This is a genomic window from Exiguobacterium sp. Leaf196 (genome assembly GCF_001423965.1).
Classification (GTDB): Bacteria; Bacillota; Bacilli; order Exiguobacteriales; family Exiguobacteriaceae; genus Exiguobacterium_A.
This window is the reverse complement of the sequence record NZ_LMPV01000008.1, coordinates 17,378-42,432: the sequence shown is the minus strand read 5'-3', so window position 1 is coordinate 42,432 and position 25,055 is coordinate 17,378. Positions and strand designations below refer to the sequence as shown.

Annotated in this window: 20 protein-coding genes; 4 read left to right on the top strand and 16 right to left on the bottom strand. The window is 48.5% G+C overall.

All coding sequences use genetic code 11. The annotated features are described in order from the left end of the window. Window positions 1–6: 6 nt before the first annotated feature. Both ASG02_RS10990 and ASG02_RS10985 read right to left on the bottom strand, forming a co-directional pair. Window positions 7–435 (bottom strand): GNAT family N-acetyltransferase, encoded by a 429-nt coding sequence (locus ASG02_RS10990; protein WP_056063443.1) that lies wholly within the window; start codon window positions 433–435, stop codon window positions 7–9. Then, window positions 432–1,580, bottom strand: coding sequence for an alanyl-tRNA editing protein (locus tag ASG02_RS10985; protein ID WP_056063440.1), 1,149 nt, complete (start codon window positions 1,578–1,580; stop codon window positions 432–434). The genes ASG02_RS10990 and ASG02_RS10985 overlap by 4 nt, the downstream gene beginning before the upstream one ends. A gap of 128 nt (window positions 1,581–1,708) precedes the next feature. Between ASG02_RS10985 and phnF the strand changes: the two genes are divergently transcribed. After that, window positions 1,709–2,443 (top strand): phosphonate metabolism transcriptional regulator PhnF, encoded by a 735-nt coding sequence (gene phnF / locus ASG02_RS10980; protein ID WP_081780439.1) that lies wholly within the window; start codon window positions 1,709–1,711, stop codon window positions 2,441–2,443. Window positions 2,444–2,499: 56 nt separating this feature from the next. Here the strand turns inward: phnF and ASG02_RS10975 are convergent, their stop codons facing one another. From ASG02_RS10975 to ASG02_RS10955, 5 genes are all read right to left on the bottom strand, one after another. Continuing rightward, window positions 2,500–3,609: an LCP family protein gene (locus ASG02_RS10975; RefSeq protein ID WP_235514031.1), complete on the bottom strand. Its 1,110-nt coding sequence runs from the start codon at window positions 3,607–3,609 to the stop codon at window positions 2,500–2,502. A 324-nt stretch (window positions 3,610–3,933) separates the two neighbouring features. Further along, window positions 3,934–4,695 (bottom strand): glucosamine-6-phosphate deaminase, encoded by a 762-nt coding sequence (gene nagB / locus ASG02_RS10970; RefSeq protein WP_056063434.1) that lies wholly within the window; start codon window positions 4,693–4,695, stop codon window positions 3,934–3,936. Further along, on the bottom strand, window positions 4,692–5,849 hold the full coding sequence (gene nagA / locus ASG02_RS10965) for an N-acetylglucosamine-6-phosphate deacetylase (RefSeq protein ID WP_056063431.1): 1,158 nt from the start codon (window positions 5,847–5,849) through the stop codon (window positions 4,692–4,694). The genes nagB and nagA overlap by 4 nt, the downstream gene beginning before the upstream one ends. Window positions 5,850–6,033: 184 nt before the next feature. Then, entirely contained in the window at window positions 6,034–8,592 is a 2,559-nt protein-coding gene (mprF, locus tag ASG02_RS10960) for a bifunctional lysylphosphatidylglycerol flippase/synthetase MprF (RefSeq protein ID WP_056063428.1), read from the bottom strand. Then, window positions 8,589–9,944, bottom strand: a complete 1,356-nt coding sequence (locus ASG02_RS10955) for an MATE family efflux transporter (RefSeq protein WP_056063425.1) — start codon at window positions 9,942–9,944, stop codon at window positions 8,589–8,591. Before ASG02_RS10955 ends, mprF begins: the two co-directional genes overlap by 4 nt. A gap of 92 nt (window positions 9,945–10,036) precedes the next feature. On the opposite strand from ASG02_RS10955, the gene ASG02_RS10950 reads away from it, so the two are divergent. Further along, window positions 10,037–10,825 carry a CHAD domain-containing protein gene (locus tag ASG02_RS10950; protein WP_035412333.1) on the top strand — a complete coding sequence of 263 codons (789 nt, stop codon included), beginning with the start codon at window positions 10,037–10,039 and terminating at the stop codon, window positions 10,823–10,825. Here the strand turns inward: ASG02_RS10950 and glsA are convergent. From glsA to ASG02_RS10935, 3 genes are all read right to left on the bottom strand, one after another. Further along, window positions 10,816–11,748, bottom strand: a complete 933-nt coding sequence (gene glsA / locus ASG02_RS10945) for a glutaminase A (protein ID WP_035412330.1) — start codon at window positions 11,746–11,748, stop codon at window positions 10,816–10,818. The genes ASG02_RS10950 and glsA overlap by 10 nt on opposite strands. A 127-nt stretch (window positions 11,749–11,875) precedes the next feature. Continuing rightward, on the bottom strand, window positions 11,876–14,452 hold the full coding sequence (clpB, locus tag ASG02_RS10940; protein WP_056063422.1) for an ATP-dependent chaperone ClpB: 2,577 nt from the start codon (window positions 14,450–14,452) through the stop codon (window positions 11,876–11,878). A gap of 6 nt (window positions 14,453–14,458) precedes the next feature. Then, window positions 14,459–15,316, bottom strand: coding sequence for a DnaJ C-terminal domain-containing protein (locus ASG02_RS10935; RefSeq protein ID WP_035412324.1), 858 nt, complete (start codon window positions 15,314–15,316; stop codon window positions 14,459–14,461). Between the two features lie 195 nt (window positions 15,317–15,511). On the opposite strand from ASG02_RS10935, the gene ASG02_RS10930 reads away from it, so the two are divergent. Continuing rightward, complete coding sequence (locus ASG02_RS10930; RefSeq protein WP_056063418.1) at window positions 15,512–15,706, top strand: YwbE family protein; 195 nt, start codon at window positions 15,512–15,514, stop codon at window positions 15,704–15,706. 55 nt (window positions 15,707–15,761) lie between these two features. Here ASG02_RS10930 and ASG02_RS10925 read toward each other — a convergent pair whose 3' ends face one another. The 3 genes from ASG02_RS10925 to ASG02_RS10915 form a co-directional block, all read right to left on the bottom strand. Continuing rightward, window positions 15,762–16,937, bottom strand: coding sequence for a M20 family metallopeptidase (locus ASG02_RS10925; RefSeq protein WP_035412321.1), 1,176 nt, complete (start codon window positions 16,935–16,937; stop codon window positions 15,762–15,764). Window positions 16,938–16,950: 13 nt separating this feature from the next. After that, complete coding sequence (locus ASG02_RS10920; RefSeq protein ID WP_056063417.1) at window positions 16,951–17,805, bottom strand: MurR/RpiR family transcriptional regulator; 855 nt, start codon at window positions 17,803–17,805, stop codon at window positions 16,951–16,953. A 260-nt stretch (window positions 17,806–18,065) separates the two neighbouring features. Continuing rightward, window positions 18,066–19,244 carry a CamS family sex pheromone protein gene (locus tag ASG02_RS10915; protein WP_056063414.1) on the bottom strand — a complete coding sequence of 393 codons (1,179 nt, stop codon included), beginning with the start codon at window positions 19,242–19,244 and terminating at the stop codon, window positions 18,066–18,068. A 134-nt stretch (window positions 19,245–19,378) separates the two neighbouring features. On the opposite strand from ASG02_RS10915, the gene ASG02_RS10910 reads away from it, so the two are divergent. Further along, window positions 19,379–19,960, top strand: coding sequence for a class D sortase (locus ASG02_RS10910; RefSeq protein ID WP_056063411.1), 582 nt, complete (start codon window positions 19,379–19,381; stop codon window positions 19,958–19,960). A gap of 70 nt (window positions 19,961–20,030) precedes the next feature. Here ASG02_RS10910 and ligA read toward each other — a convergent pair whose 3' ends face one another. The 3 genes from ligA to ASG02_RS10895 are packed head-to-tail and all read right to left on the bottom strand — an operon-like array spanning window position 20,031 to window position 25,006. Next, window positions 20,031–22,025 carry an NAD-dependent DNA ligase LigA gene (ligA, locus tag ASG02_RS10905; protein WP_056063410.1) on the bottom strand — a complete coding sequence of 665 codons (1,995 nt, stop codon included), beginning with the start codon at window positions 22,023–22,025 and terminating at the stop codon, window positions 20,031–20,033. 14 nt (window positions 22,026–22,039) lie between these two features. Next, window positions 22,040–24,265: a DNA helicase PcrA gene (gene pcrA, locus ASG02_RS10900; RefSeq protein WP_056063407.1), complete on the bottom strand. Its 2,226-nt coding sequence runs from the start codon at window positions 24,263–24,265 to the stop codon at window positions 22,040–22,042. Window positions 24,266–24,310: 45 nt separating this feature from the next. Further along, window positions 24,311–25,006 (bottom strand): heptaprenylglyceryl phosphate synthase, encoded by a 696-nt coding sequence (locus tag ASG02_RS10895; protein ID WP_023467081.1) that lies wholly within the window; start codon window positions 25,004–25,006, stop codon window positions 24,311–24,313. Between the last annotated feature and the right edge of the window lie 49 nt (window positions 25,007–25,055).

Here is a 25,055-nt window from a genome sequence, read left to right as displayed (position 1 = left end):
AACAACTTACATTTTCTTCTCCATCGTCCGGTGTGGAATGCCCGCATCGTCGAATTCATCGGAGACGATCGTATACCCAAGACCTTGATAAAACGGGATGGCTTGGACTTGTGCACCGAGTGTCAGCAGTTGTTTTCCTTCACGTCGCGCGATACGTTCCATCGCCTGCATCAACTCACCACCGTATCCTTTTCCTCGGGCTGTCGACAGCGTCGCCACACGTTCCACCTTCATCCGTTGGTCGTCATATGGACGTGTGCGACCCGTTGCAACCGGTCGACTCTGTTCATCGAGGACAAGCAGATGAATCGCTGTTTCATCATGTGTATCGTATTCAAGATGACGTGGTACGCCTTGTTCCTCGACAAAGACACGCTCCCGGATCATCCGAACGGCTTGTTGTTGTTCTGCTGTACGTACTTGAATGACTGTCATGACTGATATTCCTCCCGTAATCGATCGACATATGCCATCGCATCATCCCGATTCGTAAATTGTGCTTGTGCCTGAACTGCACTTCCTCCACCTCGTCCATTGAATGCTTGGACATGCGCTTTAGCGAACTTCCCAAGATGGGGTTCCCCTGGACTACTCATCAGTAGTTTGTTTGTCGTCGCATTCCAGACGACGCCGACGCGTCCCGCTTCTTGGATCGCTTTAGCGAGTTGCTCGGACGTTTTGATTTCTTCATTCAGATGTTCAAATACCAGAATGCCTTCTTGTTGTTCTAAAGCTTGAGCGAGCGTGAATGTTGCAAGTTGTTCCTGGGCGTGTTCGACCTTTTTCGTTAAGCGTTTCTGTTCTTCTTGTAACGCTTGAACGGCTTCTAGCATTTGAACCGGCTTGACTGACAAAGCTTGCGCCGCTTCCCGTAAGACTCGTCGTTCTGACTGAACGGGTTGGTATGCCCGTTCCTTTGCGACATAGGATAGACGAATGTTCCCACGAATCCGTTCGACCCCAGTAAAGAGAATCAACTCGAGCTGTGCCGTCGAATCGAGATGCGTCCCACCACAGGCACTATAATCAAGTGTGCCGATTTGAACGACACGAATTCGTCCTTCAACTTGTGGTGTTTTTCGTAATGGTAAGCGTAGCGCTTCCGCCTCGTCATACTCTGTCGCCGTGATCGGTAATCCTTGTTCAATCACATGTCGTAATCGTCGATCCAGCTGTTCTTGTTGCATAGTTGTCCATTCAGGTGTCTCGATATCAAGCGTCGAGACCTCACTTCCCGTCCGAAAACTGAGTGTCTTGATATTTGATTCATCTTGTAGGATTGCAGAGATGACATGTTGTGCCGTATGTTGCGCCGCATGATCAATTCGGACTGCATCATCTATGATCCCGGTGACGTCTCCTGTGAGCGGATTCGCCAGTTGATGCCAGACGACACCGTCTTCGATTTGAACGTCAAGGACAGGTTGGTTGTTCAATGTTCCACGATCCGCCGGCTGTCCACCGCTCTCCGGATAGAAGTAACTTTTCTCTAAAGCAACCCAATAACCATCTACTTGTTTTGTCGCACGAAGGGATGTCTGAAAGGTTCGGACATCGGATTCTATTTGTTCGGGGCGCATGCCTCGACCACCTTTCTCTGTCAGTTTCACTCTGTATTATGCCATATTTCATCCAGAACCGTTTGTCGACTTGCCTTTTTCCTAGTACACTAGACGAAAGACTACCGATCGCGAAGGGACGAAATGCCGTGATTCAGCATATCAATAAAAATTCACCACTCCCCATTTACTATCAAATTGAAGCTGCCTTAAAACAACAAATCGAAAGCGGCGTCCTTCAACCTGGAGATTTGATTCCGTCCGAGCGCGAATTCGCCGAGGCCCACCAAATTAGCCGAATGACGGTTCGTCAAGCCATTTCAAACTTGGTCAACGCTGGTTACTTGATTCGTCAAAAAGGACGAGGAACATTCGTCGCGAATAAAAAAATCGTCATGCAACTTTCCGGTTTGACGAGTTTCTCGGAAGAGATGGAACATCTTGGACTAGAACCGACGAGTGCGCTCCTCTCCTATCAAATCATCGACGCGTCGATGACGATCGCAAATAAGCTCCGGATTCGTGAAGGCGCATCCGTATATGAATTGAAACGTTTACGTATTGCTGATGAGCAAGCTCTTGCTCTTGAGACTGTCTACATCCCAGAGCAACTCCTGCCTGGACTCGATCAAGACGTCGCGACCGCATCACTTTATGCATTTGCTGAAGCGAGTGGATTAAACCTCGGACGTGCGAGTCAAACATTTGAATCACGTCTCGCGACAAAGGAAGAAGCGAGTCACCTTGGCTTGTCGACCGCTTCGCCTGTCTTATCCGTCGAGCAACTGACGTATCTCGCGACGGAACAACCGTTTGAATACGTCATCTCTGCTTACCGAGGAGATCGATATACCTTCACTGTCGAAATGGAACGCCAACGCTGAAAAACCCCTCGAACCGCCGTACTGTGACGGTGATTCGAGGGGTTTTCGTGTATAGATTACTGCGCAGGAATCGTTTCTGTCTCTGGTGCTTGTTCTGTCGTATCTTGTGCAGCGTCCGTTTCATCTGCGATCGGCTTGACTTCTTGACCTTGCATCGCTTTCGCTAAGTTGCTCTTCACTTGTTCCAGTTGATTCGGATCGAGGTGGTATTCCCATTTCCCGCTAATGCCGATATAGCCTTCTCCAGCGAGCTGATACTCCGTTGTGTCACGGAGTGCTGCAGTGAAATCTGCTAAGCGTGTGTAATCATTCGGTCCTAAGTTTGTTTCAACATTATCACCCACGGCATCCAAAATATCACGGTATGCAGTGAGCGAACGGAAACTTGCCGCTTCTTTTGCGACCGCTTGAATGACTTGCATCTGTTTTTGTCCGCGACCGATATCACCGAGCGGATCATCATGACGGTTCCGGACATAGGCCAGTGCCTGTTCCCCCGTCAAATGTTGCTTTCCTTTATCAACGGTGATGGTCCCCGCTTTACGTTTTGAATCTTGTTCTTTAAATGCATACCGTACATCGATATTGACACCATCTAATGCATCAATCAATTGAACGAATCCTTGGAAATTAACTTTGATGACGTGATCGATTTGAATCCCGAGTAGGTTTTCTGTCGTTTCACGTGCTAATTTAATGCCATTATAGGAATTCGATTTATCCATCGAACCGAAGTAATGGGCATGTGCGATTTTATCTTGCTCAACTCCCGTCTTGCCATACGGGATGTCATACTTCGAATAATCGATGTTCACGAGTGAATCACGCGGAATACTCGTCAACACTAGTTGCTCCGTCTTTTTGTTCAAAATTCCGACGATCATGACGTCTGAACGAGCTGGTTCATGACGTTCCTTGCTTTTTTTCGTTTCATCCGTTCCGAGAATCAAGAATGATTCAGACGGAACATCATCATATTTAGAGCTCACTTTTGAGCCGGGAATCTTAATCTGCGTCTTTGCCAATGTTTCTTGCGTTTTGATAAAAACAGCTCCAGCATAACCAGAACCGATGATTGTGACGAGCAGGACGAGTGCAGCGACGACTTTCATGAACATCTTGCCAGCACTTGGCTGTCTCTTTCGTGCGGATCGTGTTTCCATCATGTAAACCCTCATTTTCATGTAAATTTTCCGTAAAGTTCGCTAATCTCCATTATCCGGACATTTAATGAAATGTCAATTTACGTTTCGATTAAAGAAACTGCACAGAATAGTTGCATCTAAAATAATTCCGGCATCGTAGCACTTTGCCTGATTAGCATGAATGCTACCAGTATGTCGTCTTTCGTGATTTCCTTACCTATCTCGCCTTAAAATATAAAATCGCATGAGACCGGGCTTTATTCCCTTCTTTCAAGAACTACAAAAAAGGTACAAAGCCAATTGATGGGGTGGCTCTGTACCTTGTAATTCATTCGTGTTTCTCCATCATGCTTTCATGAAATTCAAATAAGCAGCCCGCCCTGTACGTTTAGCGTCATCTGACAATAAAGAGGCGGCCTCTTCGTCGAGGATCACCATGACATCGGCATGGCGTTTGAGTACGGTCGCCGGACAATCCGTTGTCGCGACCCCTTCCATCATATCGCGGACGGCTTCTGCCTTTCGTTCGCTTGAAGCAACGAGAAGGATTTTTTTTGCTTCCATGATCGTACCGATTCCCATCGTGATCGCTTTCGTCGGCACTTCCTCCAATCGATCAAAGAAACGTTGATTCGCTTCTCGCGTCGATTCCGTTAATTCCGTCACGTGTGTCTTCGCATCGAACGGCGTACCCGGTTCATTGAAGGCGATGTGTCCATTCGCTCCGATTCCGAGCAATTGGATATCGATTCCTCGCTTGCGCACGAGCGCCTCGTATCGTTCACTTTCTTTAACCGGATCTTCTGTATTCCCGATTGGTACGAAAGACTCCTTGAAACGTACGTCATTAAACAAGTGTTCTTGCATGAACGTATGGTAGCTTTGTGGATGTTCTGGGCTGAGACCGACATATTCATCTAGATTGACCGTCGTCACATGTCTGCAGTCAAGCGAGTCCTTCCGCCATTCTTCATACACACCGACTGGTGAACTGCCCGTCGCAAGCCCTACTGTTAATCCTTCCGGATGACGCTCAATTTCCTGTTTCAAAAATTGATACGCCACATGCGCTAATTCTTCTCCTTTTTCTACAATCATCCATTTCATGAGGTAGACTCCTTTCCGTTCGTGATCCGGTATCGCGTACCACGATGAATCGTTTCTTGAATGTGTAATCCCTCGTCGAGCAACACAATATCCGCATCCTTACCGATCGAGAGACTTCCCTTTTGTGTCAACTGAAGCTCTTTTGCCGCATTGACCGATGTCATACGAACCGCTTCTTCGAGCGTACAACCTGTATAGGCGATGATGTTTCGTAAAGCGGCGTCCATCGTCAAAATACTTCCGGCTAAACTACCGTTCTCAAGGCGTGCCGCACCGTCTCGAACGAATACAGCTTGTCCCCCTAACTCGTATTCACCTTCTGCGAGTCCTTTGGCGCGCATCGCATCCGTGATGACGATCAATCGATCTGCACCCTTTATCCGGTAGGCGAAGTCCACCATTTCCGGTGCACTATGAATCCCGTCCGGAATGATCTCGGAATAGACTTCCGGTGTCAGGAGACAGTACCCGACTGTTCCCGGTTCCCGGTGATGCAGCGCACGCATTTGATTGTAGAGATGAGTACCATGGGTGACATGACCAGCTTGGTTTTGGGTATACGTCGCATCCGTATGGCCGGCAGACGGAATCGCACCCGTTAATCGCACTGCCTCTTCGAATGCACGCGCTCCCGGGCGTTCTGGGGCATAGGTCACGATTTTGATCGTATTGCCAGACGCTTCCTGCCATTTCAGGAACTGTTCGACATCGGGTTCAACGATATATTCGCGCGGTTGCGCACCAGCATAATCCGGGTTGATGAACGGTCCTTCGAGATGAACACCGACGATCGTCGTGTCCTCTTCCTCAACGACTGTTCGCACCGTCTCGAGCGCTCGTGTGATGTCTGCCCAATCTTGGGTGATCGTCGTCGCTAAAAAGGACGTCACGCCTTCTTGTAACATCTGTCGGCTGAAATGATGCAACCTCTCGGCATCTCCATCCATGACATCGACATCATATCCCCCATGAATGTGCACATCGATCATTCCAGGAATGAGTGATTGATGGTGCGCATCGATCGTCTCTTCTCCTGCGATTTCCTCAAATTCCGACATTGTTCCAATCGCCTCGATGGTTCGGTCAAAGCGAATGAACCCGTCTTCAATCGTCTGCTCTCCCGTGTAAATCCGGGCATTGATGATCACTGTCATCTGGCATCACCCTTTCTCTATCCGTTCCATGACTTGCTTTCGTATTTAGTATAACGTGATTATTTCTAGTTGTATAGACCTTTATACATTTGAACTGAAATTGCAAAAGGGCGATCCCGTTTGTCATTAGACAAAGGGTCGCCCTTTGTATACCCGTCTACTGCCATCTTCATGCGTCAGTCGATCAGGGTAATAAAATTCGGTCTTTCTTTCGAGAAATCAGACGCGTCGCTTTTAAGATTGCTATCGGTAACGATTGCCGCTTTCGGTAAGCAAGGTAGCGCCCTTCCCATTTTGGATCGTATTTTTCTTTGTATCGTCGTAGACCCGTGAAACTATACATGTAACGAATATTATTGAAGACATCTGCCGCCACACGTTCTTGCCAGAAGGACGTTTCATCCTCGCCAACGGACGAGAGTGGCGCCATTCCCATGTTGAATGTCCGGTAGCCTTCTTCTTTCGCATATTCGAATAGCCGAATGAACATCGCATCCATAATCCCGTTCGGTCCGTCCGGTCGAAAACGCATCAAGTCAATCGATAGGACTCCCTCTTGGTAAGCAGGCATGAACGTCATGAATCCGATCAACCGTCCTTCCGCTTCACGCATGATGCCGATTGGTGCTCGATTTAAGTAAGGTTTGTGGAAGTAACCGAGTGAGAAGCCTTTTTCAGACTTCCCACCTAACCATTCATCCGAGACCTCTTGCAGTTCTGCTAACAATGTATCCGAAAAAGGTGGCTCGATCACTTCAAACGTCATACCTTCTCGTTCAAAGCGATTTTTAATCGAGCGAAGTCCAGCTCGTTTTTTTCCTGATACGGTGAAAGACGGAATATCGACGATCGCTTCTTCGCCGAGTTTGAAGAAGTTGAAGCCGAAATCATGATACAGCGACATGTTTTGTGCTTGAATCTGATAGATGTTCGGAATGTATCCGAGATCTTCGACACGGCGCAGGAAGGAGGCGATGACTTGTGAATGCTCCTTTGGATCTCCACTTGGATCACCGAGTACCATGATCCGGTTGCCAGTCTGACTAAACTGAATGAACGAACGACCTGTTTCGGAAAAGAAGAAGCGCTTATCTCCGAGAAACGCCAAATGGCTCAAATAATTGCCACCCTGTTCACGTAATACCGTTTCGATTTTTTCAGCATCAAACTGCTCCCCGAGCACCGGTTGATTAAATGTGTTAAACAAGCGTATGAAAACTAATCCATAAACGAGCGCAAAGATGGATGAGCTCGCGGCAAACATGAAAATCTCATGCGACGGATACACTTCTGTTCCGTCTGCCGACCCGAGTGTATAAAAAGCGTATCCGAAAAAGACGAACCCGCCAATGTACAACAGACCAACGAACGCAACCCGGATGAAACGCGACGTCGTAATCAGTGTCCGTTCCCGATGAAACGCGTTACGAGACATCAGTAACAATCCGAGGACGACGACGACGGCAAGGAAGGAAATCAAGTTAAATCCACGAAGTGCCATCCCGACCAGCGCGAAGAACGATGCGCCATACATCATATACAAGGAACGCTTCGTTCGACGATAGAGCGCCGTCGATAAGAGGACAAATAATAGTCCGCCCATCAAAAAGAAACTGTTTGCGAGCAACAACGCTTCATGGGGCAATTTAGATTCCAGATATTCATATTGTGTCGAGACCGGTGGCAAAATCGCTAGCCCCCAGATCGTGATACCCGCGACAAGCGTAATCAACGCTAAGGTGAAGTGACGAATTTTACTGAGGAATCGCAATTGCAAGCGCCAAATGACACCCCCGACCTCAACCGACGGACCAACAATGGGTTTATCTTCGATCATCTTGACGACTGGACCACTAAACTCTCGAGCCGAGAAGACGACACCGATTAAGAAGGGAATCAAGTAATAAACGAGACGATAAATCAATAATCCCGTCAAGACGATGCCTTCCTCGACTCCGGCACGCTGCATACCGATCAAAAAGACTAAGTCGAATGAACCGAATCCGCCAGGTACCATCGAAATCAAACCGGCTGTCGCAGCGATGATGAAGACACCGATCACTTTTGCAAAACTGACGTCTGTTCCGAGTGCTGCCAAAATGAGATAGACGACGACACCGGCACTAAACCACTCCGCAAACGATACAACGGAGTATAAGGCAATCGATTTCGGATGAATGCTGCTGTTCCCACGTCGAAACGAGAACAATAGATAGAGCGGGAAGAATAAGGCAACACCGATGATGACAGGCCATAACCATTTCTTCATTTCAAGCACTTCAAACGCTGGGAAGATGTGCAAGAGGGATAATGTCGATAAGATTGACAAACCGCTAATCAATGTCGGCGCCATCCAACCGATCGCTTTCAACAGGCGTCCGCCTTCAACGAATGGTCGATACAGGGCGGACCGGATGGCCATCCCTGCGAGACCTCCGAAACCGATGATGCCATTAAAGGAGTTCGCAATCCAGGACGCTCGGAAAATCAATCCGACTGGTGCTTTTGCTTCTAGCGAGCGCAACAAAAAGAAGTCATAAAAGAACATCGTCGAGACTGCCACGAGACCTGCGAGAATCAACAGGATGAACTGCCAAGATGGTACTTGGCGGATCGCTTGAATTGATTCCTTTAGAGACAAACTGCGTAATTCATTTTGTCCTTGATAAAAAATGAATCCGATCAAGACGATCGGCAAGATGATCTTCGCAATCGTCATGAGCCGTTGTTTTGAGAATTTCAAGATGCCAGCCTCCTTGATTTACGGATTAAGTACATAAGACGAACAAGCAATAGTGTCGCTCCGACCGCAAGACCGATGATCAATCCCCACCAGTATCCATCTGGTCCAAGTGCTGTGTAGCGTTCAAGATAAAAACCTAATGGTAGTCCAATGACCCAGTAGGCTACGATCGTCAATAAGAAGGTGACGTTGACGTCCTTGAACCCACGTAGTGCACCTTGCGTTGGTGCAGCGACGGCATCTGACAATTGGAAGAAAATCGCGAGAATCATAAAGTGTGCAGCTGCTTCGATGACTTTTGGGTCTCGACTATATAACGCTGCGAGTTCTTCATTCTTTAAGTACAACAGGATACCGGAAAACACGGAAACCGCAACACACATCGTCAACCCGATGCCAACATACTGAACCGCATCCTTGATCCGTTTAGCACCGACCTCGAAACCGACTGTGATTGTCAATGCGGACGCAGCGGACAACGGAATCATATAGACGAACGAGGCGAAGTTGATGGCAGCCTGATAGGCACCGATGATGACGTCGCCATACGCTCCAAGCAACAAGGTGACGGCTGAAAAAATACTGACTTCTGAAAAAATCGCGAGACCGATCGGCGCACCGAGTAGAATCAATTCCTTGATCCGCTTCATGTCCGGACGGTAAAAACGTCGGAGAACACCAAGACGCTGGAACAGCTCTCCTTTCATGACGACAGCAATGATTGCTAGACAAAGAATCCAGTACGTGATGGCAGTCGCAACTCCCGCACCGACACCACCGAGTTCCGGAAAACCGAAGTTTCCGAAAATGAATAGATAATTGAAAAGGACGTTAATGGGTAAAGAGATTAGTAGTAAGACCATCGTAATGTTCGATTTTCCTAATGAATCGATGAGTGTTCGTAAGACGAAGAAAACGAACATCGGCACGATGCCGAGCGCTAGCATCAAGAGATAGTTCCGTGCGACTTCGCGCGCTTCTACCGATAACTCCATCCGCTCGAGAATCGGATTGACAGCGAGAAGTCCGATGACGACTGTCAATCCGATGATTACGACAGCGACGTACAACGCCTGCATGACGATCCGTTTGACTTCCCGCTCGCGTTTCGCTCCCATCGCTTGGGAAACGAGCGGCGCGACGGCAAGTAGAATACCAGTCAACCCTGTGTAAACAGGTGCCCATAGACTTGCTCCGACACCGACTCCAGCTAAATCAGCAGAGCCATATCGACCGGCCATGACCGTATCAAAAAAACTGATTAAATAAAACGCGACTTGCGTTACGAGAATTGGAAAGAAGATTTTCACAAATTGCTTCATCTTTCCTGAGAACGTAACTGTTTCTAACATGTTTCCACCACATTTCAGGAGGAGTCCTCCTTAATTTTAAAACGCATCATTCTTGAACTCTTACGAAATCAATCCAAGGAGGGATTCATCTCATGAACCATCGAGATACTGAAAAGCTAACTTTTGAACTACTCGAGACCTGGTCTACCTTCAATCATTATGCCAAAGAATCACAAACGTTTGAAAATCCGGAAGATATCCATCAAGCTCGGATTCGCTTGCGGAAACTGATCACGTTCGCTCGATTGGTCGAGTTGACGGAAGAACCCGTCTATTTGATTTGGAAGCGTCTGATGCACGCCTTCGGTGAAGTGCGCGATCTCGACGTACAGCTCGAAGCGACTTCGAAAAAAACAGAAATCGACCAATTGTTCGCAAACCATGTCGCCTTACAACTCCAAGGAAAACGTTCGACCTTGATTGAGACGATGCATCTCTTGATCTCAAATGAACTGGATCGATCCGTCCGTCGATTTTTAGCGAGTCCGATGACAAAACGCCTCAAGCGGATGTCAGAAAAAGAACTGATTCATGCCGCGGAGAAACGCTATGAGAAAAAACGTGAACAATTTGAAAAAGTACAACGAAAGGATGGTCCCAAACGTATCGAACGGATGCATGAGTTGCGGCTTGCGACGAAAGCGTACCGCTATACGGTCGAGTACTTGCGTCCCTATACAAATCAACCGAAGTCCGCTGTCGATCGTCTAAAAACAACCCAGACGCAACTCGGACATATCAATGACACGTATCAGCGACTGGAAAGATGGCGGTCATTCGAGGTTCCGACTGCTTATCAAGCAGAGCGCTTGCATCAGATCAAACGCTTAGAGGATGAACTGCGTAACGCACTCGATCAAGTTGAGATCGCTCACGGGTGACGTTGAACAAGTAGTTCAAGCATCTTTGTTCCGGCAATCGAATTGCCTTTCGCGTCAAGGGAAGGACCAAACACACCGATTCCGAGATCAGCCATATCGAAATCACTTCTACCACAGGCAACGACCGCACCGGAAACACCACTTTTTCCAGGAAGTCCGACTTGGACAGAAAATTCTCCAGATGCATCATACATGCCACATGTCGTCATGATGGCCCGGATGATTCGTGCGTTACGTCGCGAGATGACTTGACGCCCGGATGGCGTTTTTCCAGATGTACTTAAAATTTTCCCCATCATGGCAAGTCCTTTACAGTTCGTCAAAATCGCACATTGTTTCGTGTAGACGTCGATGATCTCTTCAACGTTGCCTTCGATGACGCCGTGATAGCGCATGAAGTAGAGCAACGCTCGATTCAAATCTGTCGTTTCGAATTCTGATTCAGCGACATCTGCGTCATATTTTACCATTTCTACTTTAATATCCAATAGTTTTGCGATGAATTGACGCAATTGTAGTAATTTATCCGCAGCATCCGTTCCCGGCAACATGCTGGTCACTGCTAGTGCTCCTGCATTGATCATTGGATTGAGCGGTTTTGTCGGAATCGTCTCTTCAAGTTTCGCAATCGAATTGAACGCATCACCCGTCGGTTCCATCCCAACTTTCGAAAAGACATAATCTTCTCCGAATGTCTCGAGGACGAATGCCAGTGTAATGATCTTCGACACACTCTGTAATGTAAACATCGTGTCCGCATCACCTGCCGAAACGAACGTCCCGTCGGCATTACAGACAGCGATACCAAGTTGGGTCGGATCAACTTTCGCAAGCTCTGGAATGTAACTTGCGACTTGTCCAAGCACCGTATACGGACGACACTCCTCAATCAACTCCTCGAGTTGGGCTTGTGTAACATTCATGGCGTTCCCTCTTTCTCTTTTTTTCTAGCTTATCACGCATCTGGTGGATGCGGATATGGTTCTTCCGTAAACGCTAAAAGGAGTCGACTCGTTTCAGCCGAGTCGACTCCTTTTTCTAGCATCTGCTTTATCCGTTTACGACTAGTTCACCGTCTGCTACATCGATCGCAATCTGGGAACCATCTTGAATCGCCCCACTGATCAAAGCTCGGGCAAGCTTCGTCTCAATCGTCCGTTGCATATAACGGTTGATTGGACGCGCACCGTATTGCGGTTCGAATGCTTCTTCAAAGATCAGCGTCTTCGCAGCATCCGTGACATCAATCGTAATGCCGCGTCCAGACAAGCGAGAAGTCATCTTCTCGACCGCTTTGTCGATGATTCGTTCAATCTCTGTCCGGTGGAGTGGATGGAACAAAATCGTATCATCAATCCGGTTTAAAAATTCCGGTCGGAAGTGACGCTTCAGTTCTTGGCGAACGGCTTCTTCTTCCGCCGCATCGATGACACCATCTTTTGCTGCTTCAAGCAAGATGGTCGCACCGATGTTTGATGTCATGATGACGATCGTGTTCTTGAAGTCGACGACACGTCCTTGCGCATCTGTTAACCGACCATCGTCGAGCAACTGAAGCAAGATATTGAAGACATCTCCGTGCGCTTTTTCGATCTCATCGAATAGAAGAACCGAATACGGGCTCCGTCGGACGGCTTCCGTCAATTGACCGCCTTCTTCATAACCAACGTATCCTGGAGGCGCACCGACGAGACGGGAGACATTGTGTTTTTCCATATACTCCGACATATCGATGCGGACGATATGATCTTCACTATCAAACATCGCTGCCGCCAAGGCTTTTGCAAGTTCTGTCTTCCCGACTCCTGTCGGACCGAGGAACAAGAACGAGCCGATCGGACGATTCGGATCCTTGATACCTGCTCGCGCTCGAATGACAGCATCCGCGACGAGACGAACCGCTTCGTCTTGACCGAAGACACGCTCATGAAGCGTATCCTCGAGATAGAGTAGCTTTTCCCGTTCGCCCTGCGCGAGCCGCGTCACTGGAATGCCGGTCCATTTCGAGACGATGTCGGAGATCTCTTCTTCCGTCACCGCTTCTCGAACCAGTTCGTGGGAGACGTGTTCAGATGATTCTTCCGCGACTTTCAGACGCGCTTCAAGGTCTGGAATTTGACCGTACTTGATTTCTGATGCCCGGTTTAAGTCATAGCGCCCCTCGGCTTCTTGTAACGCCAGTTTCGCTTTCTCAAGATCCGCGCGTAACTGTTGGACACTTTGCGAACTCTCTTTTTCCCGTTCCCATCTTGTCCGAAGCGCACTCTCATCTTCTCGGGCAGAACTGAGTTCTTGCTGTAAGACGGCAAGTCGTTTCCGGGATGCTTCATCCGTCTCTTTCTTTAATGCTGCTTCCTCGATCTCGAGCTGCATGACCCGGCGGACGAGGGAATCGAGTTCAGCCGGCATCGACTCCATATCCGTCCGAATCATCGCACACGCTTCATCGACGAGATCAATCGCTTTATCCGGCATGAACCGATCCGTAATATACCGATCGGATAACATCGCCGCCGCGACGAGTGCATTGTCATGAATCCGCACACCGTGGTGAATCTCGAACCGTTCCTTTAATCCACGCAGAATAGAGATCGTATCCTCAACATCCGGTTCCGCGACGAGGACTTGTTGGAAGCGACGTTCGAGCGCTGGATCCTTTTCGATATACTTTCGGTACTCGTCAAGCGTCGTCGCACCGATACAGTGCAATTCTCCTCGCGCAAGCATTGGCTTGAGCATATTTCCAGCATCCATTGCGCCGTCCGTCTTCCCGGCACCAACGATCGTATGCAGCTCATCGATGAATAAGAGAATCTGTCCTTCGGCCTCCTTGACTTCATTCAAGACTGCCTGCAGGCGCTCTTCGAACTCACCACGGTATTTTGCACCAGCGACGAGTGCACTCATGTCTAAACTGAACAACTGCTTGTTCTTCAGACTCTCCGGTACATCTCCTCGGACGATCCGTTGCGCGAGCCCTTCAACGATTGCCGTTTTCCCGACACCAGGTTCTCCGATTAAAACGGGATTATTTTTAGTCTTCCGACTTAAAATCCGGATGACACGTCGAATTTCGTCGTCACGACCGATGACCGGATCCGTTTTCCCCGATCGGAAGTCCGCTACGAGATCGCGTCCATATTTTTTCAGCACATCAAACGTCTCTTCGGGATTTTTCGTCGTGACCTTCCGATTGCCTCGCATACTGACGATCGCTTCCCGAAGTGTCTCTTCCGTAATGCCTTGACGACGTAAATACTGAGCTGCTGGACTTGATTGTTTGATCAGGGCTAATAATAAGTGTTCGACGGAGACGTAGTCATCCTGCATGAGTCGCGCTTCCGTCTCCGCTTCCGTCAACACGTTCAGCAACGAGCCCCCAATCCGTGGCGTCGTCGCCTGGGACAAAGCCGGAAGCTTACCAATCGCTTCGTCAATCGCTGCATTCAATGTCTCAATCCGTTGATTCAACTTTTCAAAAATGACCCGTGCAATTCCCTCTTCTTGAGCAAGTAAGGCAAGTAACAAATGCCACTCTGTGATTTCACTATGACGACGTTGTTTCGCAATCGCTTGGGCAGAGACGATTCCCTCATGTGCCCGATCCGTTAAACGTTCAAAATCCATCCTTGATCACTCCTTCACTGCAAGTTGACGTTCCCACTCTTCATAAAAGGCGCGGTCCATCTCAGGTAACTTGACTTCGAGTTGGACGAGTAATGCCCCACGATGACCATTCGCTTGACTCAGACCACGATTTGGAATCCGAAGTCGTGCTCCTGGTTTTGTGCCCGGTTTGACTTTCAGTTTAATTCGTTTTCCTTCAAGTGTATCTGCGACGACTTCTCCTCCAAGTACAAGTGTCGTCGGATGAACGCGGACGGTCGAGATGACGTCTTGGTCGACCCGTCGGAACTGATCGTCATCCTTCAGGTGAATCGTCACGTAAACATCTCCCGCGACACCTTGTCGGTTACGCATCGAACTTTTTCCACGTAAGCGGACTTTTTTGCCGTCATAGACATCTTTCGGTAGCGTCAACTGAATCGAACCAGTCGCAAGACGCACCGTGACTTTTTCATTCGTACTGAGATGACTGAGTGGAACCGTCAATTCAAGCTCTTCATCGGTCGACACTTCTTCCTGACTAAAGAACGAACCGAACATGTCTTCAAATCCGAACGATTGTCCAGGTCGTGTCCGTCCACCACCTCCGAACTGTCGGAACAGATCTTCATAATCTCCAGCGCCCCCAGCTCCAGCACCTGCCATCCGGTCGAAGTTACTGCCGTATCGATCGTACTGTGCTCGTTTCTCCTCATCCCCAAGCACATCGAAGGCTTCTTGGATATCCTTGAAGCGCTGGTCCGCACTCGCCTCCTTGTTAACGTCTGGATGATATTGCTTCGCCAGTTTGCGGTACGCGCGCTTAATATCTTGATTCGATGCATCCTTTGCGACACCGAGTGTTTGATAATAGTCTTTTGCCATTCGAGTTCACTTCCTTTTCCTATACTTCATTACCTTAATTATAAAAGTCACATCTTAATTGGTCAAATATAGTCAAACTTTTTTCTGACATTCTGTTCTCTTTTCACTTTACGTCCTTGCGACAAACAAGTTTCACCGGCTGAACCATGTTATACTGATAGCCAAACAGGAAATGAACGATGGGAGGATCTACAGATGGACGGTAAAACACGTAAAAATATCACACCTGGTCTTAAAGTCAGCATCGTGTTGAAACAAGATCAACGAACAGGTAGACGAACAGAAGGAATCGTTAAAGACCTTCTCACGAAATCACCGCAGCATCCGCACGGGATCAAAGTACGCCTAGAAGACGGACAAGTTGGCCGTGTTCAAGAAATTTTAAGTTAAGAAGACAACAATCGCTCGCCCTGATTCCTTTTCGGAGTCAAGACGAGCGATTTTTTCATGCTTCAGCAGTTTGTTCTAAATACCGCCACGTTGCTTCGACCAGAATACGCGCTGCGTCAAGCATCGCTGGCTCTTTAAAATCAAACTGGGGATGATGATGCGGTGGATACGAAGCGTCCCCGGCTCCTGTAAAGAAGAACGCACCGGGTACGTGTTGCAGATAATACGCGAAGTCCTCGCCGCCCATCGTCGGTTCGATTTCAAATACATGCTTGTCTCCTAAGATTTCTCGTGCGACGGATTCGATCAATACGGTGGGTACCGCATGGTTGACGACAGCTGGATACCCTTTTTCGTATGTAAATTGATACGTCGCTCCGACCGCCTGACAGATTCCTTTGATCGTCTGCTCCATCCGCTCAATGATCTCGTCCGCTGTCGCTTCATTAAACGTTCGGACCGTTCCTGTTAATGTCGCTTGATCTGCGATGACATTAAACGTATCCCCCGCGTGCAACGTTCCGACGGTCACGACTGCCGGCTCTAGCGGATTAAGTTGACGACTGACGATCGATTGTAATTCCTTGACGATCGTTGCCCCGAGTAAGACAGCATCAATCGTCTCGTGTGGCTTCGCACCGTGTCCGCCTTTTCCATATAAGATCAGCTCGAACTTATCAGCCGCTGCCATGATCGGACCGATTCGAATACCGACGTGTCCTTGATCGATCGTTGACCAAAGATGCGTTCCGAAGATGACATCGACCCCTTCAAGACAACCGTCGGCAATCATATCTCGCGCACCACCCGGGACGACTTCCTCCGCATGTTGATGAATCAAGACGACATTCCCCGGTAACGATTCCCGCTGTTGCATGAGCGTCTTTGCGACGGCAAGCAACGTCGCCGTATGACCGTCATGACCGCACGCATGCATCACGCCCGGAACTGTCGATCGATACGCGACCTCTTTTCCGTCAGCAATCGGTAAAGCATCGAAGTCGGCACGTAACGCGACGGTCTTCCCCGGTTTTCCTCCACGAATGTACCCAACGACACCACGTCCACCCACTCCTGTCTTGACTTCGATTCCGAGCGTTTTTAAATGTTGCGCGATATAACGCGGTGTCTCGACTTCTTGAAACGATAACTCCGGGTGCTGATGGAGATAACGACGACGCTCCACCATTTCCGGATACAACGCGTCTAGTCCGGCAGTTCGTTCTGACATGTATGTATCCCCCTTATTTTTTTTGATGCAGTGTTTTAACGCTCTCCCGCGTAAATTGAAGACGTTCGAGTGTATCTTCATAGTGTCCCGCAGCATAGGACAAGAATAAGACGTCAATCGCAAACAGTTGAGCCAGTCGTGAACTGAGTGCCGCGCTACGAAGCGGTGCTTCCGGTGCGCGCGAAGTCCAAAGCGCAATATCTGCTAGTTGGCTGATCCGATTGTCCCCAAAACGCGTCAGACTAATAACCTTTAACCCTTGGATTTTCGCCAAGCGAATCAACTCAACGACTTCTTCTGTCTCACCACTGTAGGAAATCGCAAAAAAGACATCTTCTGGGCGTGCATTTGCTAAAATCGTCGCAAGCAGATGTTGATCCGTTTCTTGAATCGCCAGTTTCCCAACACGCGTCCATTTTTGCGCCGCGTCTTCTGCGACGACATGCGATGCCCCAATCCCGTAAAAATAAATCGCGCGTGCCTGATCAATCACATCAATCGCATCCGCAATCCGTTCATCATTCAACTGCTTCGCTGTATCCTGCAACGCTTGAATACTGTTACTAAGCGTTTTTTCAATCAAGTCGACCGGACGTTCATCCTTTTCGATATCATGATATCCTTTTAAATCCGTGCGTGCCGTATCAGCCGAAATCCGCATCCGCAGCTCTGGATATCCCTTTAATCCGAGTGCACGGCAAAAGCGAACGACTGCAGCAGCACTTGTATCCGACTCCCCTGCGAGTTGGTGGATCGTCATGCGCGCAATTTGGTTCATATGCGTCAAGACGTAGTCTGCGACTTTTCGTGAGGACGATGGTAGTTCTTCTCGAACTGCTCCGATTTGTGAATAGATACCGCCATTCATCTAGATCTCTCCTTTATCATCTTCTTTAAAAGAACTGGCGATTCATCGCGCCGTCCCCGTTTATAGAACTGTTCTTCTTCCATTATGCTCTCTCCTACTGACTTTCGTAAACCTAAAAAATGGGAAAGTGAAACAAAATATCATTCTTCTTCCATACCCTTCCTTTCATACTCATATACTTCTATCTTCAAGCGTTCGTCATACAAAAAAGCGACATTCCGCTAAATAAGGAATGTCGCTTTATAAAGTAAATGGAGAAATCAACGAATCTTGACGATTGGTTTTTTTGTATCCGGATCGAGGAATAGCATCGCTTCCGTATCACCGTTCAAGTTCGTCACAGTGATCGTCGTCGGAATGTTTCGATTATATTCCCAACGATTCTCAAGCAGGTACGTCACGTACTGAACGAATGCGACGAGTTCTGCTTTTCCGTAAAATTGAACGGGAATCTTCATTTCAAGCTTTTTAAGTTCATCTTCTTGATAGAAGCCTTCCCCCATCATACCGGTGTAGTTCGGGAAGTAGTCTTCTAGACGGTCTTTGAATAAATCAAATTTCGCCGCATCATCACGAACATCATTCGTTGCACGTGCTGACGGGTAGTAGTAATAGCGTTCATTGTAGTTCTTCCAATCATTCGCGCTGATTTGATTCCCGCGACCGATGAATGCAGACGAGAGATAATGACCGGAAACCGGTGAACCTTCTTTTTCCTGGAGGTAGAGGGCGACGTGAATCGGTGTCGTCTTCATACCCTGCGTCTTACGCATTTTCTTGACTAAATCGTTTGCCATCCGCTTCCCTTCAGCAACGACTTTCTTTTCATCAAGTTTAACGGTATAGGTCGGTCCATAGTTTTCATCTTGGAAAACATACTCACTATTTAAGACGAGAGCGATTGATGTACCACCGAGTTCAAGCTTCTTATCTTCTTCAAGCATGTAGTCTTGCTCTAAGATATGCGATAGAATCATAGGTGACTTTTGATTTTTTTCTTTATATGACTTACCTGACGTGTAGGCTGGGTTTAAACCTTCAGGATCGCTGACGCCATCGCCTGCTTTCCCTTTTCGTAACAACCATTTTGCGATTTGGTCGGCTTCGAGTAACTGACCTTCTTGGTAATAGTATTTTTCCGGATCAAAAAATTGTGTCGAATGACGCATCAATCCTGTTTCGATTTCATCGAGCTCAAGACGCGAACTGACACGCTTTTGTGTCATTCCACGTGCGACGCTTGGACGAAACGGTAAGACCGTCCGGTAATACGAATCCGTCGTATCAATGGCTGGACTGACGACGGCTTGGACTTCCTTACCTTGTTCACTTTCAGTAATGACTTCTTTTGTATCGCTACTTGGCGAAAGGTCGAACGAACAAGCACCCAAAAATAACGTGCTCGATAACGTCAACGCTACTGCTTTTTTATAGTTCATCTCTATTTGCACCCCATGTTTTCAAATCGTTCTCTTTATCATAACAGAATCGTTTTCCATCGGGGAAGGACAAGTTTTCCCCTGTTTTTCAAAAAAGATGATGCGCCCTCACGCATCCGAAAGGACTTTTTATCATGACACGCCGTAAATTCATCGGTCTGCTTTTTTTGTTAGCAGGCATCGCTCTCATCGTTTGGCCCTTCATCAGTGATTATCAGCGCGAACAAGAAGCTGAACATTTAAAGAAACAATGGACCAACAGTCTAAAAATCGTCGATGCAAAAGAAACCAAACAACCTCTTGCAAAATCAGGTGTCGGATTACTCTCGATACCAAGCATTGATTTTGAACAAGTCATCTTAGAGGGATCGACGACAGCAGTCCTCGATCGAAGTATCGGTCATATTCCGAAAACCGGATCGCCTGGAAAAGGCAATTATGCGCTCGCCGGACACCGAAGCTTCACAGAAGGTCTTCACTTCAATCGTCTACCTGACGTCAAGAAAGGCGATACCGTTATCGTCACGACGAAAACACATCGGTATACGTACCGGATCACGTCAAGTCGTCTCGTCACACCGACGACATTGTCCGTCCTCGACCAATCTGTCGCTTCTCCAACCATCACATTAATCACATGTGATCCTCCGGAAACGGCAACGAATCGTCTCATCAAACAAGGTACCTTGATTCGAAGCGAGACGATTGCTTCGTGACAATTGGATCAATACGAATAAAGGAAGGCGGAATCCCGCCTTCCTTTATTTAGTTCATATAGCAGTGGTCTTAAGCCTCGTGTTTGGCTAATTCTTCTAACAGACGCGCTTCATCCCAAATTTCGATGCCGAGCGATTCTGCTTTCGTCAGCTTAGAACCTGCCTTTTCCCCTGCGACGAGCACGTCTGTCTTTTTACTGACGCTTCCCGTCACATCGGCACCAAGTGCTTCAAGACGCTTCCCTGCCTCTGACCGTTTTAGGCTTTCGAGTGTTCCCGTCAAGACGATCGTTTTTCCACCGAGCGGTGCATTCGTCTGATCAACTCGTTCACCAAGGAACTGTTGATTAACACCGAGTTGTTCCAAATCACGAATCAATGCTTGTGCTTCTGGGTGCTCGAAGTACTTTACGATGGAGTCCGCGATTTTCCCACCGATACCATCGATCGCGACGATCTCCTCGTAGCTAGCTGCCGCAATCTCTGCTAACGAATCAAAACGTTCCGCTAGGAGATACGCCGCTTTTTGACCGACGAGTCGAATTCCGAGACCAAACAAGAGACGTTCGACTGAGTTCTGCTTCGAGGCTTCGATCGCCGCAAGTAATTTATCGACGGACGTCTCACCCATTCGGTCGAACGTCAACAACTCGTCGCGATCGAGTCGATATAAATCGGCAATCGTCCGGATTGCTTCATGGTCATACAATTGACGGACGACTTTTTCACCGAGACCATCGATGTTCATCGCTTGACGCGAAACGAAGTGAATGATACCTTCCATCAATTGCGCTGGACATTCCGGACTGACACAGCGGATGTCGACTTCGCCTTCGAGACGGACGAGTTCCGATTGACAGGCCGGACAATGGGTCGGGAAGACGATTGGTGTCTCTTCTCCCGTTCGCTCTGCCGTGACGACTTGTACGACTGCCGGGATGACATCTCCCGCTTTTTTGATGATGACCGAATCCTGAAGGCGGATATCTTTTTCGGCGATGAAATCAGCGTTATGCAGTGTTGCATACGTCACCGTCGATCCTGCAACGACGACCGGTGCAAAACGGGCACGCGGCGTCACTTTCCCGGTCCGACCGACACTGAAATCAACGTCTTCGACTGTCGTCATGACTTCTTCCGCCGCAAACTTATAGGCTGTCGCGAAGCGGGGACTTTTTGCTGTGAAGCCGAGCTCTTCCTGATCATCGTATCGATCGACTTTCAGGACGATTCCGTCGATCTCATATGGCAGGCTCGCACGTGCTTCTGTCCAATGTGCGATGTAGGCAAGAATCTCTTCGACCGTCTCACACGTCTGCATATGTTGATTGGTCGGTAAGCCAAGTGAAGCGAGTTGCGCCATCGCTTCGCTATGTGAACGAGCCGTCAACGTATTGACGCCGACGCCATACACGAACAACGACAGATTACGCGACGCCGTGATCGACGAATCCAACTGACGCAGACTACCTGCTGCCGCGTTACGTGGATTCGCGAATAACGTCTCTTCCCGGCTTGCCCGGTCTTCATTCAATCGTTCGAACGATTGTTTCGGCATATAGGCTTCACCGCGGACTTCGACCGTCTCTTCTGCCTGTAGACGAAGCGGTAACGCTTTAATTGTCCGTAGATTCTGCGTGATGTTTTCGCCGACTGTTCCATCACCGCGTGTCGCTCCACGAACGAATCGACCGTCTTCGTATTTCAGCGAGATGGCAAGTCCATCGAATTTCAGTTCGGCGACATAAGTGGTCGAACGTCCGAGCGACCGCTCAATCCGAGCGACCCATTCGCGAATTTCTGTCTCATCAAAGACGTTTCCGAGCGACAGCATCGGTAAGTCATGCGTCACCTTCTCGAAGGCTTCAAGCGGTGCTGCGCCGACGCGCTGCGTTGGCGAGTCTGGCGTGATTAGTTCCGGATGCGCTGTTTCTAGCTCCGTCAGTTCACGAAGCAATTGATCGTACGTCGCATCCGGTACCGTTGGTTGATCCAGTACGTAATATTCGTAGCTGTAGCGATTCAATGTTTGACGAATCTCATCTATACGCTGGCTTGCATCCATCTGTGGACCTCCCGTCATACCTTTTTAATCGGTGCGAATTTTGCGAGCAATCGTTTGATTCCGACTGCTGGGAATGCGATATCGATTTCAAGATTATCTCCTTCACCCCGAGTCTGGACGACTGTACCGAGTCCCCATTTCCCATGCTCTGCCTTATCTCCGACCGACCAACCGAGCGTTTCCGCACCTGACGTCTTCATCGCTGTCGGTTTACTGATTGAACGACCGATGACCGCTTTGCCTTGTGGGACAGGGCGATCTTCCCATGGGAGTGGCTTCGCTTTTTTACCGGTCCGCTCGATGACGACTTCCGGCAGCTCCGCTAGGAACCGTGATTCTTGGTTTGCGTTCGTTCGTCCGTACAGGGAGCGCATCCGCGCATGTGACAAGTAAAGGCGTTTCTCAGCACGTGTGATCCCGACATACGCGAGGCGACGTTCTTCTTCCATCTCGTCTTCATCTTGAAGCGAACGGCTATGCGGGAACAAACCTTCCTCCATCCCAATCAAGAAAACAACCGGAAACTCGAGTCCTTTTGCCGAGTGGAGTGTCATCAACGTGACTTGTTCTTCCGGATCCGTCTCGTCGAGTGAATCGACATCGGCGACGAGTGTCAAGTCAGTCAAGAAGGCGATGATCGTCCGGTCTTCCGGATCGGCTTTTGCCGTCTCCTTCTCAAAGTTCTGTGCAACGGTGATAAACTCGTTGATGTTCTCAAGACGACTCTGTGCTTCAAGCGTCTTATCTTCCTTCAGCACTTGACGATAGCCCGATTTCTCAAGCACTTCTTCAACCAGTTCCGAAAGACTGATGAATTCTTGCATTTGACTGAGTCCGAGAATCATCGTCCGGAAATCCGTCAATTTCGCTGCCGTTTTTGGTGCGATACTCGACAATTCGATATCGCGAATCGCTTCCATCAGTGACACGCCTTGTAAATCGGCGAAATCACGCAGCTTATCAATTGTCGTCGCGCCGATACCGCGTTTTGGTTCATTGACGATTCGTGCGAAGGACAGGTCTTCGTCCGGATTCGAAATTAAACGGAGATAAGCGAGCACGTCTTTGATCTCTTTACGATCGTAGAACTTCGTGCCGCCAATCATTTTGTACGGAACGTTTGATTTGAGAAGTGTTTCCTCGATCGCACGCGATTGTGCGTTCGTCCGGTATAAAATCGCGATATCACTCAGTTTCATCCCATAGCGAAGTGAATTCCGAATTTCCTGGACGATATAAAATGCTTCTTCCCGCTCGTTCTCTGCCGTATGAACGATCAGCTTCTCGCCTTCGTCGTTATCCGTCCAAAGTTTCTTATCTTTACGGGTCGAGTTGTTTTGGATGACATGGTTGGCCGCTTCCAAAATTCGTTTCGAGGAACGGTAGTTTTGCTCGAGTAAGATGACGGCTGCACTCGGATAATCCTCTTCGAACGAGAGGATGTTCGCAATGTCAGCGCCACGCCAGCGGTAAATCGACTGATCCGAGTCCCCAACGACACAGAGATTCTGATGTCCCGAAGCTAACAGATTGACGAGATCATACTGAGCTTTGTTCGTATCTTGATACTCATCAACATGGATGTAGCGAAACTTCTTTTGATAGTACGCAAGGACATCCGGACTCTTCTTGAATAACTCTGTTGTTTTTCCGATTAGATCATCAAAGTCGAGCGCGTTGTTCCGGCGTAGGACCGCTTCGTATCCTTTATAGATTTCAGCAACGGTCTTCTCATACGGACTCGTCACGATCGAGGCGTAGAATTCAGCACTGCGTAATTCATTTTTCTGTGACGAGATGATCGTCAGCATCGATCGCGGATCCCATTTTTTCGGGTCCAAGTTTTGTTCCTTTAAGACGAGCTTGATCGCCGATTGCTGATCACTTGAATCAAGGATCGTGAAGTTGCGATCGTATCCAAGCTGATCGATGTCGCGACGTAACATCCGGACACACATCGAGTGGAAGGTCGAGACCCAAATATCGTTTGCGACACCACCGACCAAACGACCAATCCGGTCCCGCATTTCCCGCGCTGCCTTGTTCGTGAACGTAATCGCAAGGATGTTCCACGGCGCGACTTGTTTAGCCGCCATCAAATAAGCGACCCGGTGTGTCAGGACGCGTGTCTTCCCGGAACCGGCTCCTGCCATGATCAGCAGTGGACCTTCCGTATGCTTGACTGCTCTTGCTTGCTCAGGGTTTAGTCCACTGACGAGCTGTTCACTCAAATTAAACATATCAATAGCCTCATTTCTTATATTCCGAACTTTTGTTCCTATATTTTATCGTGTCGCTGCGACGGTCGCAAGCGCTGCTTTTAAATCCTCATAAATGACGTTCCCAACGACGATCGTATCCGCATACTGCAACATCTCACGCGCCCGCTCCTCGGAGTCGATGCCGCCGCCGTAAAACAGGCGTGCCTGCTTCAACACATCGCGAACGGCTGCTACTCGTTCTGGTTCCCCGTAAACGCCACTGTATTCGAGATAGACGACCGGTAAGCGGAAGACGCTATCCGCAAGTTGTGCGTAAGCGACGGTTTCATCCAACGTTAACGGCTTTGCTTGTGTCACACGCGCGACCTTCGCATCAGGATTCAGGACGATATACCCTTCCCCGACAAGATCAGCGTGCGCCAGCATATGACCGACTTGTTCTAATGCCTCGACCTGTTTTTCGACGACATACTCTAATGTTCCCGCATTCAGGACTGTCGGCGTCAAATACGTATCGAATCCCATCGTTGCGGCTTCGAGTTCTGAAATCTCAAGTGCCACTGCGACTGGATATCGTCGCAAACGCATTAAGAGATCAAGCGTTGCATCGAGTGTGATGTCATCTGTTCCACCGACAAGAATCGCATCCGTTCCAGACGTCGCAATCGCCTGTAGGCTAGCATCATCAATTGGTTTTGCTGGATCTAGTTTAAAGACATGTCGCCATTCATTAAAAGGTAATAACACGGTTCGTCCCATCCTCTCTTTCTCATTCCACATTCAGTATAAAACAAAAAACCATCTCGCG

What these genes read in the sequence shown, in the direction of transcription:
- ASG02_RS10950 (WP_035412333.1), top strand. Translation starts at nt 10,037, where the DNA reads ATGAACCATCGAGATACTGAAAAGCTAACTTTTGAACTACTCGAGACC.
- ASG02_RS10910 (WP_056063411.1), top strand. Translation starts at nt 19,379, where the DNA reads ATGACACGCCGTAAATTCATCGGTCTGCTTTTTTTGTTAGCAGGCATC.
- ASG02_RS10955 (WP_056063425.1), bottom strand. Translation starts at nt 9,944, where the DNA reads ATGTTAGAAACAGTTACGTTCTCAGGAAAGATGAAGCAATTTGTGAAA.
- ASG02_RS10925 (WP_035412321.1), bottom strand. Translation starts at nt 16,937, where the DNA reads ATGTCAGAACGAACTGCCGGACTAGACGCGTTGTATCCGGAAATGGTG.
- ASG02_RS10895 (WP_023467081.1), bottom strand. Translation starts at nt 25,006, where the DNA reads ATGGGACGAACCGTGTTATTACCTTTTAATGAATGGCGACATGTCTTT.
- glsA (WP_035412330.1), bottom strand. Translation starts at nt 11,748, where the DNA reads ATGAATGTTACACAAGCCCAACTCGAGGAGTTGATTGAGGAGTGTCGT.
- ligA (WP_056063410.1), bottom strand. Translation starts at nt 22,025, where the DNA reads ATGGATGCAAGCCAGCGTATAGATGAGATTCGTCAAACATTGAATCGC.
- ASG02_RS10915 (WP_056063414.1), bottom strand. Translation starts at nt 19,244, where the DNA reads ATGAACTATAAAAAAGCAGTAGCGTTGACGTTATCGAGCACGTTATTT.
- nagB (WP_056063434.1), bottom strand. Translation starts at nt 4,695, where the DNA reads ATGAAATGGATGATTGTAGAAAAAGGAGAAGAATTAGCGCATGTGGCG.
- ASG02_RS10985 (WP_056063440.1), bottom strand. Translation starts at nt 1,580, where the DNA reads ATGCGCCCCGAACAAATAGAATCCGATGTCCGAACCTTTCAGACATCC.
- nagA (WP_056063431.1), bottom strand. Translation starts at nt 5,849, where the DNA reads ATGACAGTGATCATCAATGCCCGGATTTACACGGGAGAGCAGACGATT.
- ASG02_RS10930 (WP_056063418.1), top strand. Translation starts at nt 15,512, where the DNA reads ATGGACGGTAAAACACGTAAAAATATCACACCTGGTCTTAAAGTCAGC.
- ASG02_RS10990 (WP_056063443.1), bottom strand. Translation starts at nt 435, where the DNA reads ATGACAGTCATTCAAGTACGTACAGCAGAACAACAACAAGCCGTTCGG.
- ASG02_RS10920 (WP_056063417.1), bottom strand. Translation starts at nt 17,805, where the DNA reads ATGAATGGCGGTATCTATTCACAAATCGGAGCAGTTCGAGAAGAACTA.
- ASG02_RS10975 (WP_235514031.1), bottom strand. Translation starts at nt 3,609, where the DNA reads ATGATGGAAACACGATCCGCACGAAAGAGACAGCCAAGTGCTGGCAAG.
- ASG02_RS10935 (WP_035412324.1), bottom strand. Translation starts at nt 15,316, where the DNA reads ATGGCAAAAGACTATTATCAAACACTCGGTGTCGCAAAGGATGCATCG.
- pcrA (WP_056063407.1), bottom strand. Translation starts at nt 24,265, where the DNA reads ATGTTTAATTTGAGTGAACAGCTCGTCAGTGGACTAAACCCTGAGCAA.
- clpB (WP_056063422.1), bottom strand. Translation starts at nt 14,452, where the DNA reads ATGGATTTTGAACGTTTAACGGATCGGGCACATGAGGGAATCGTCTCT.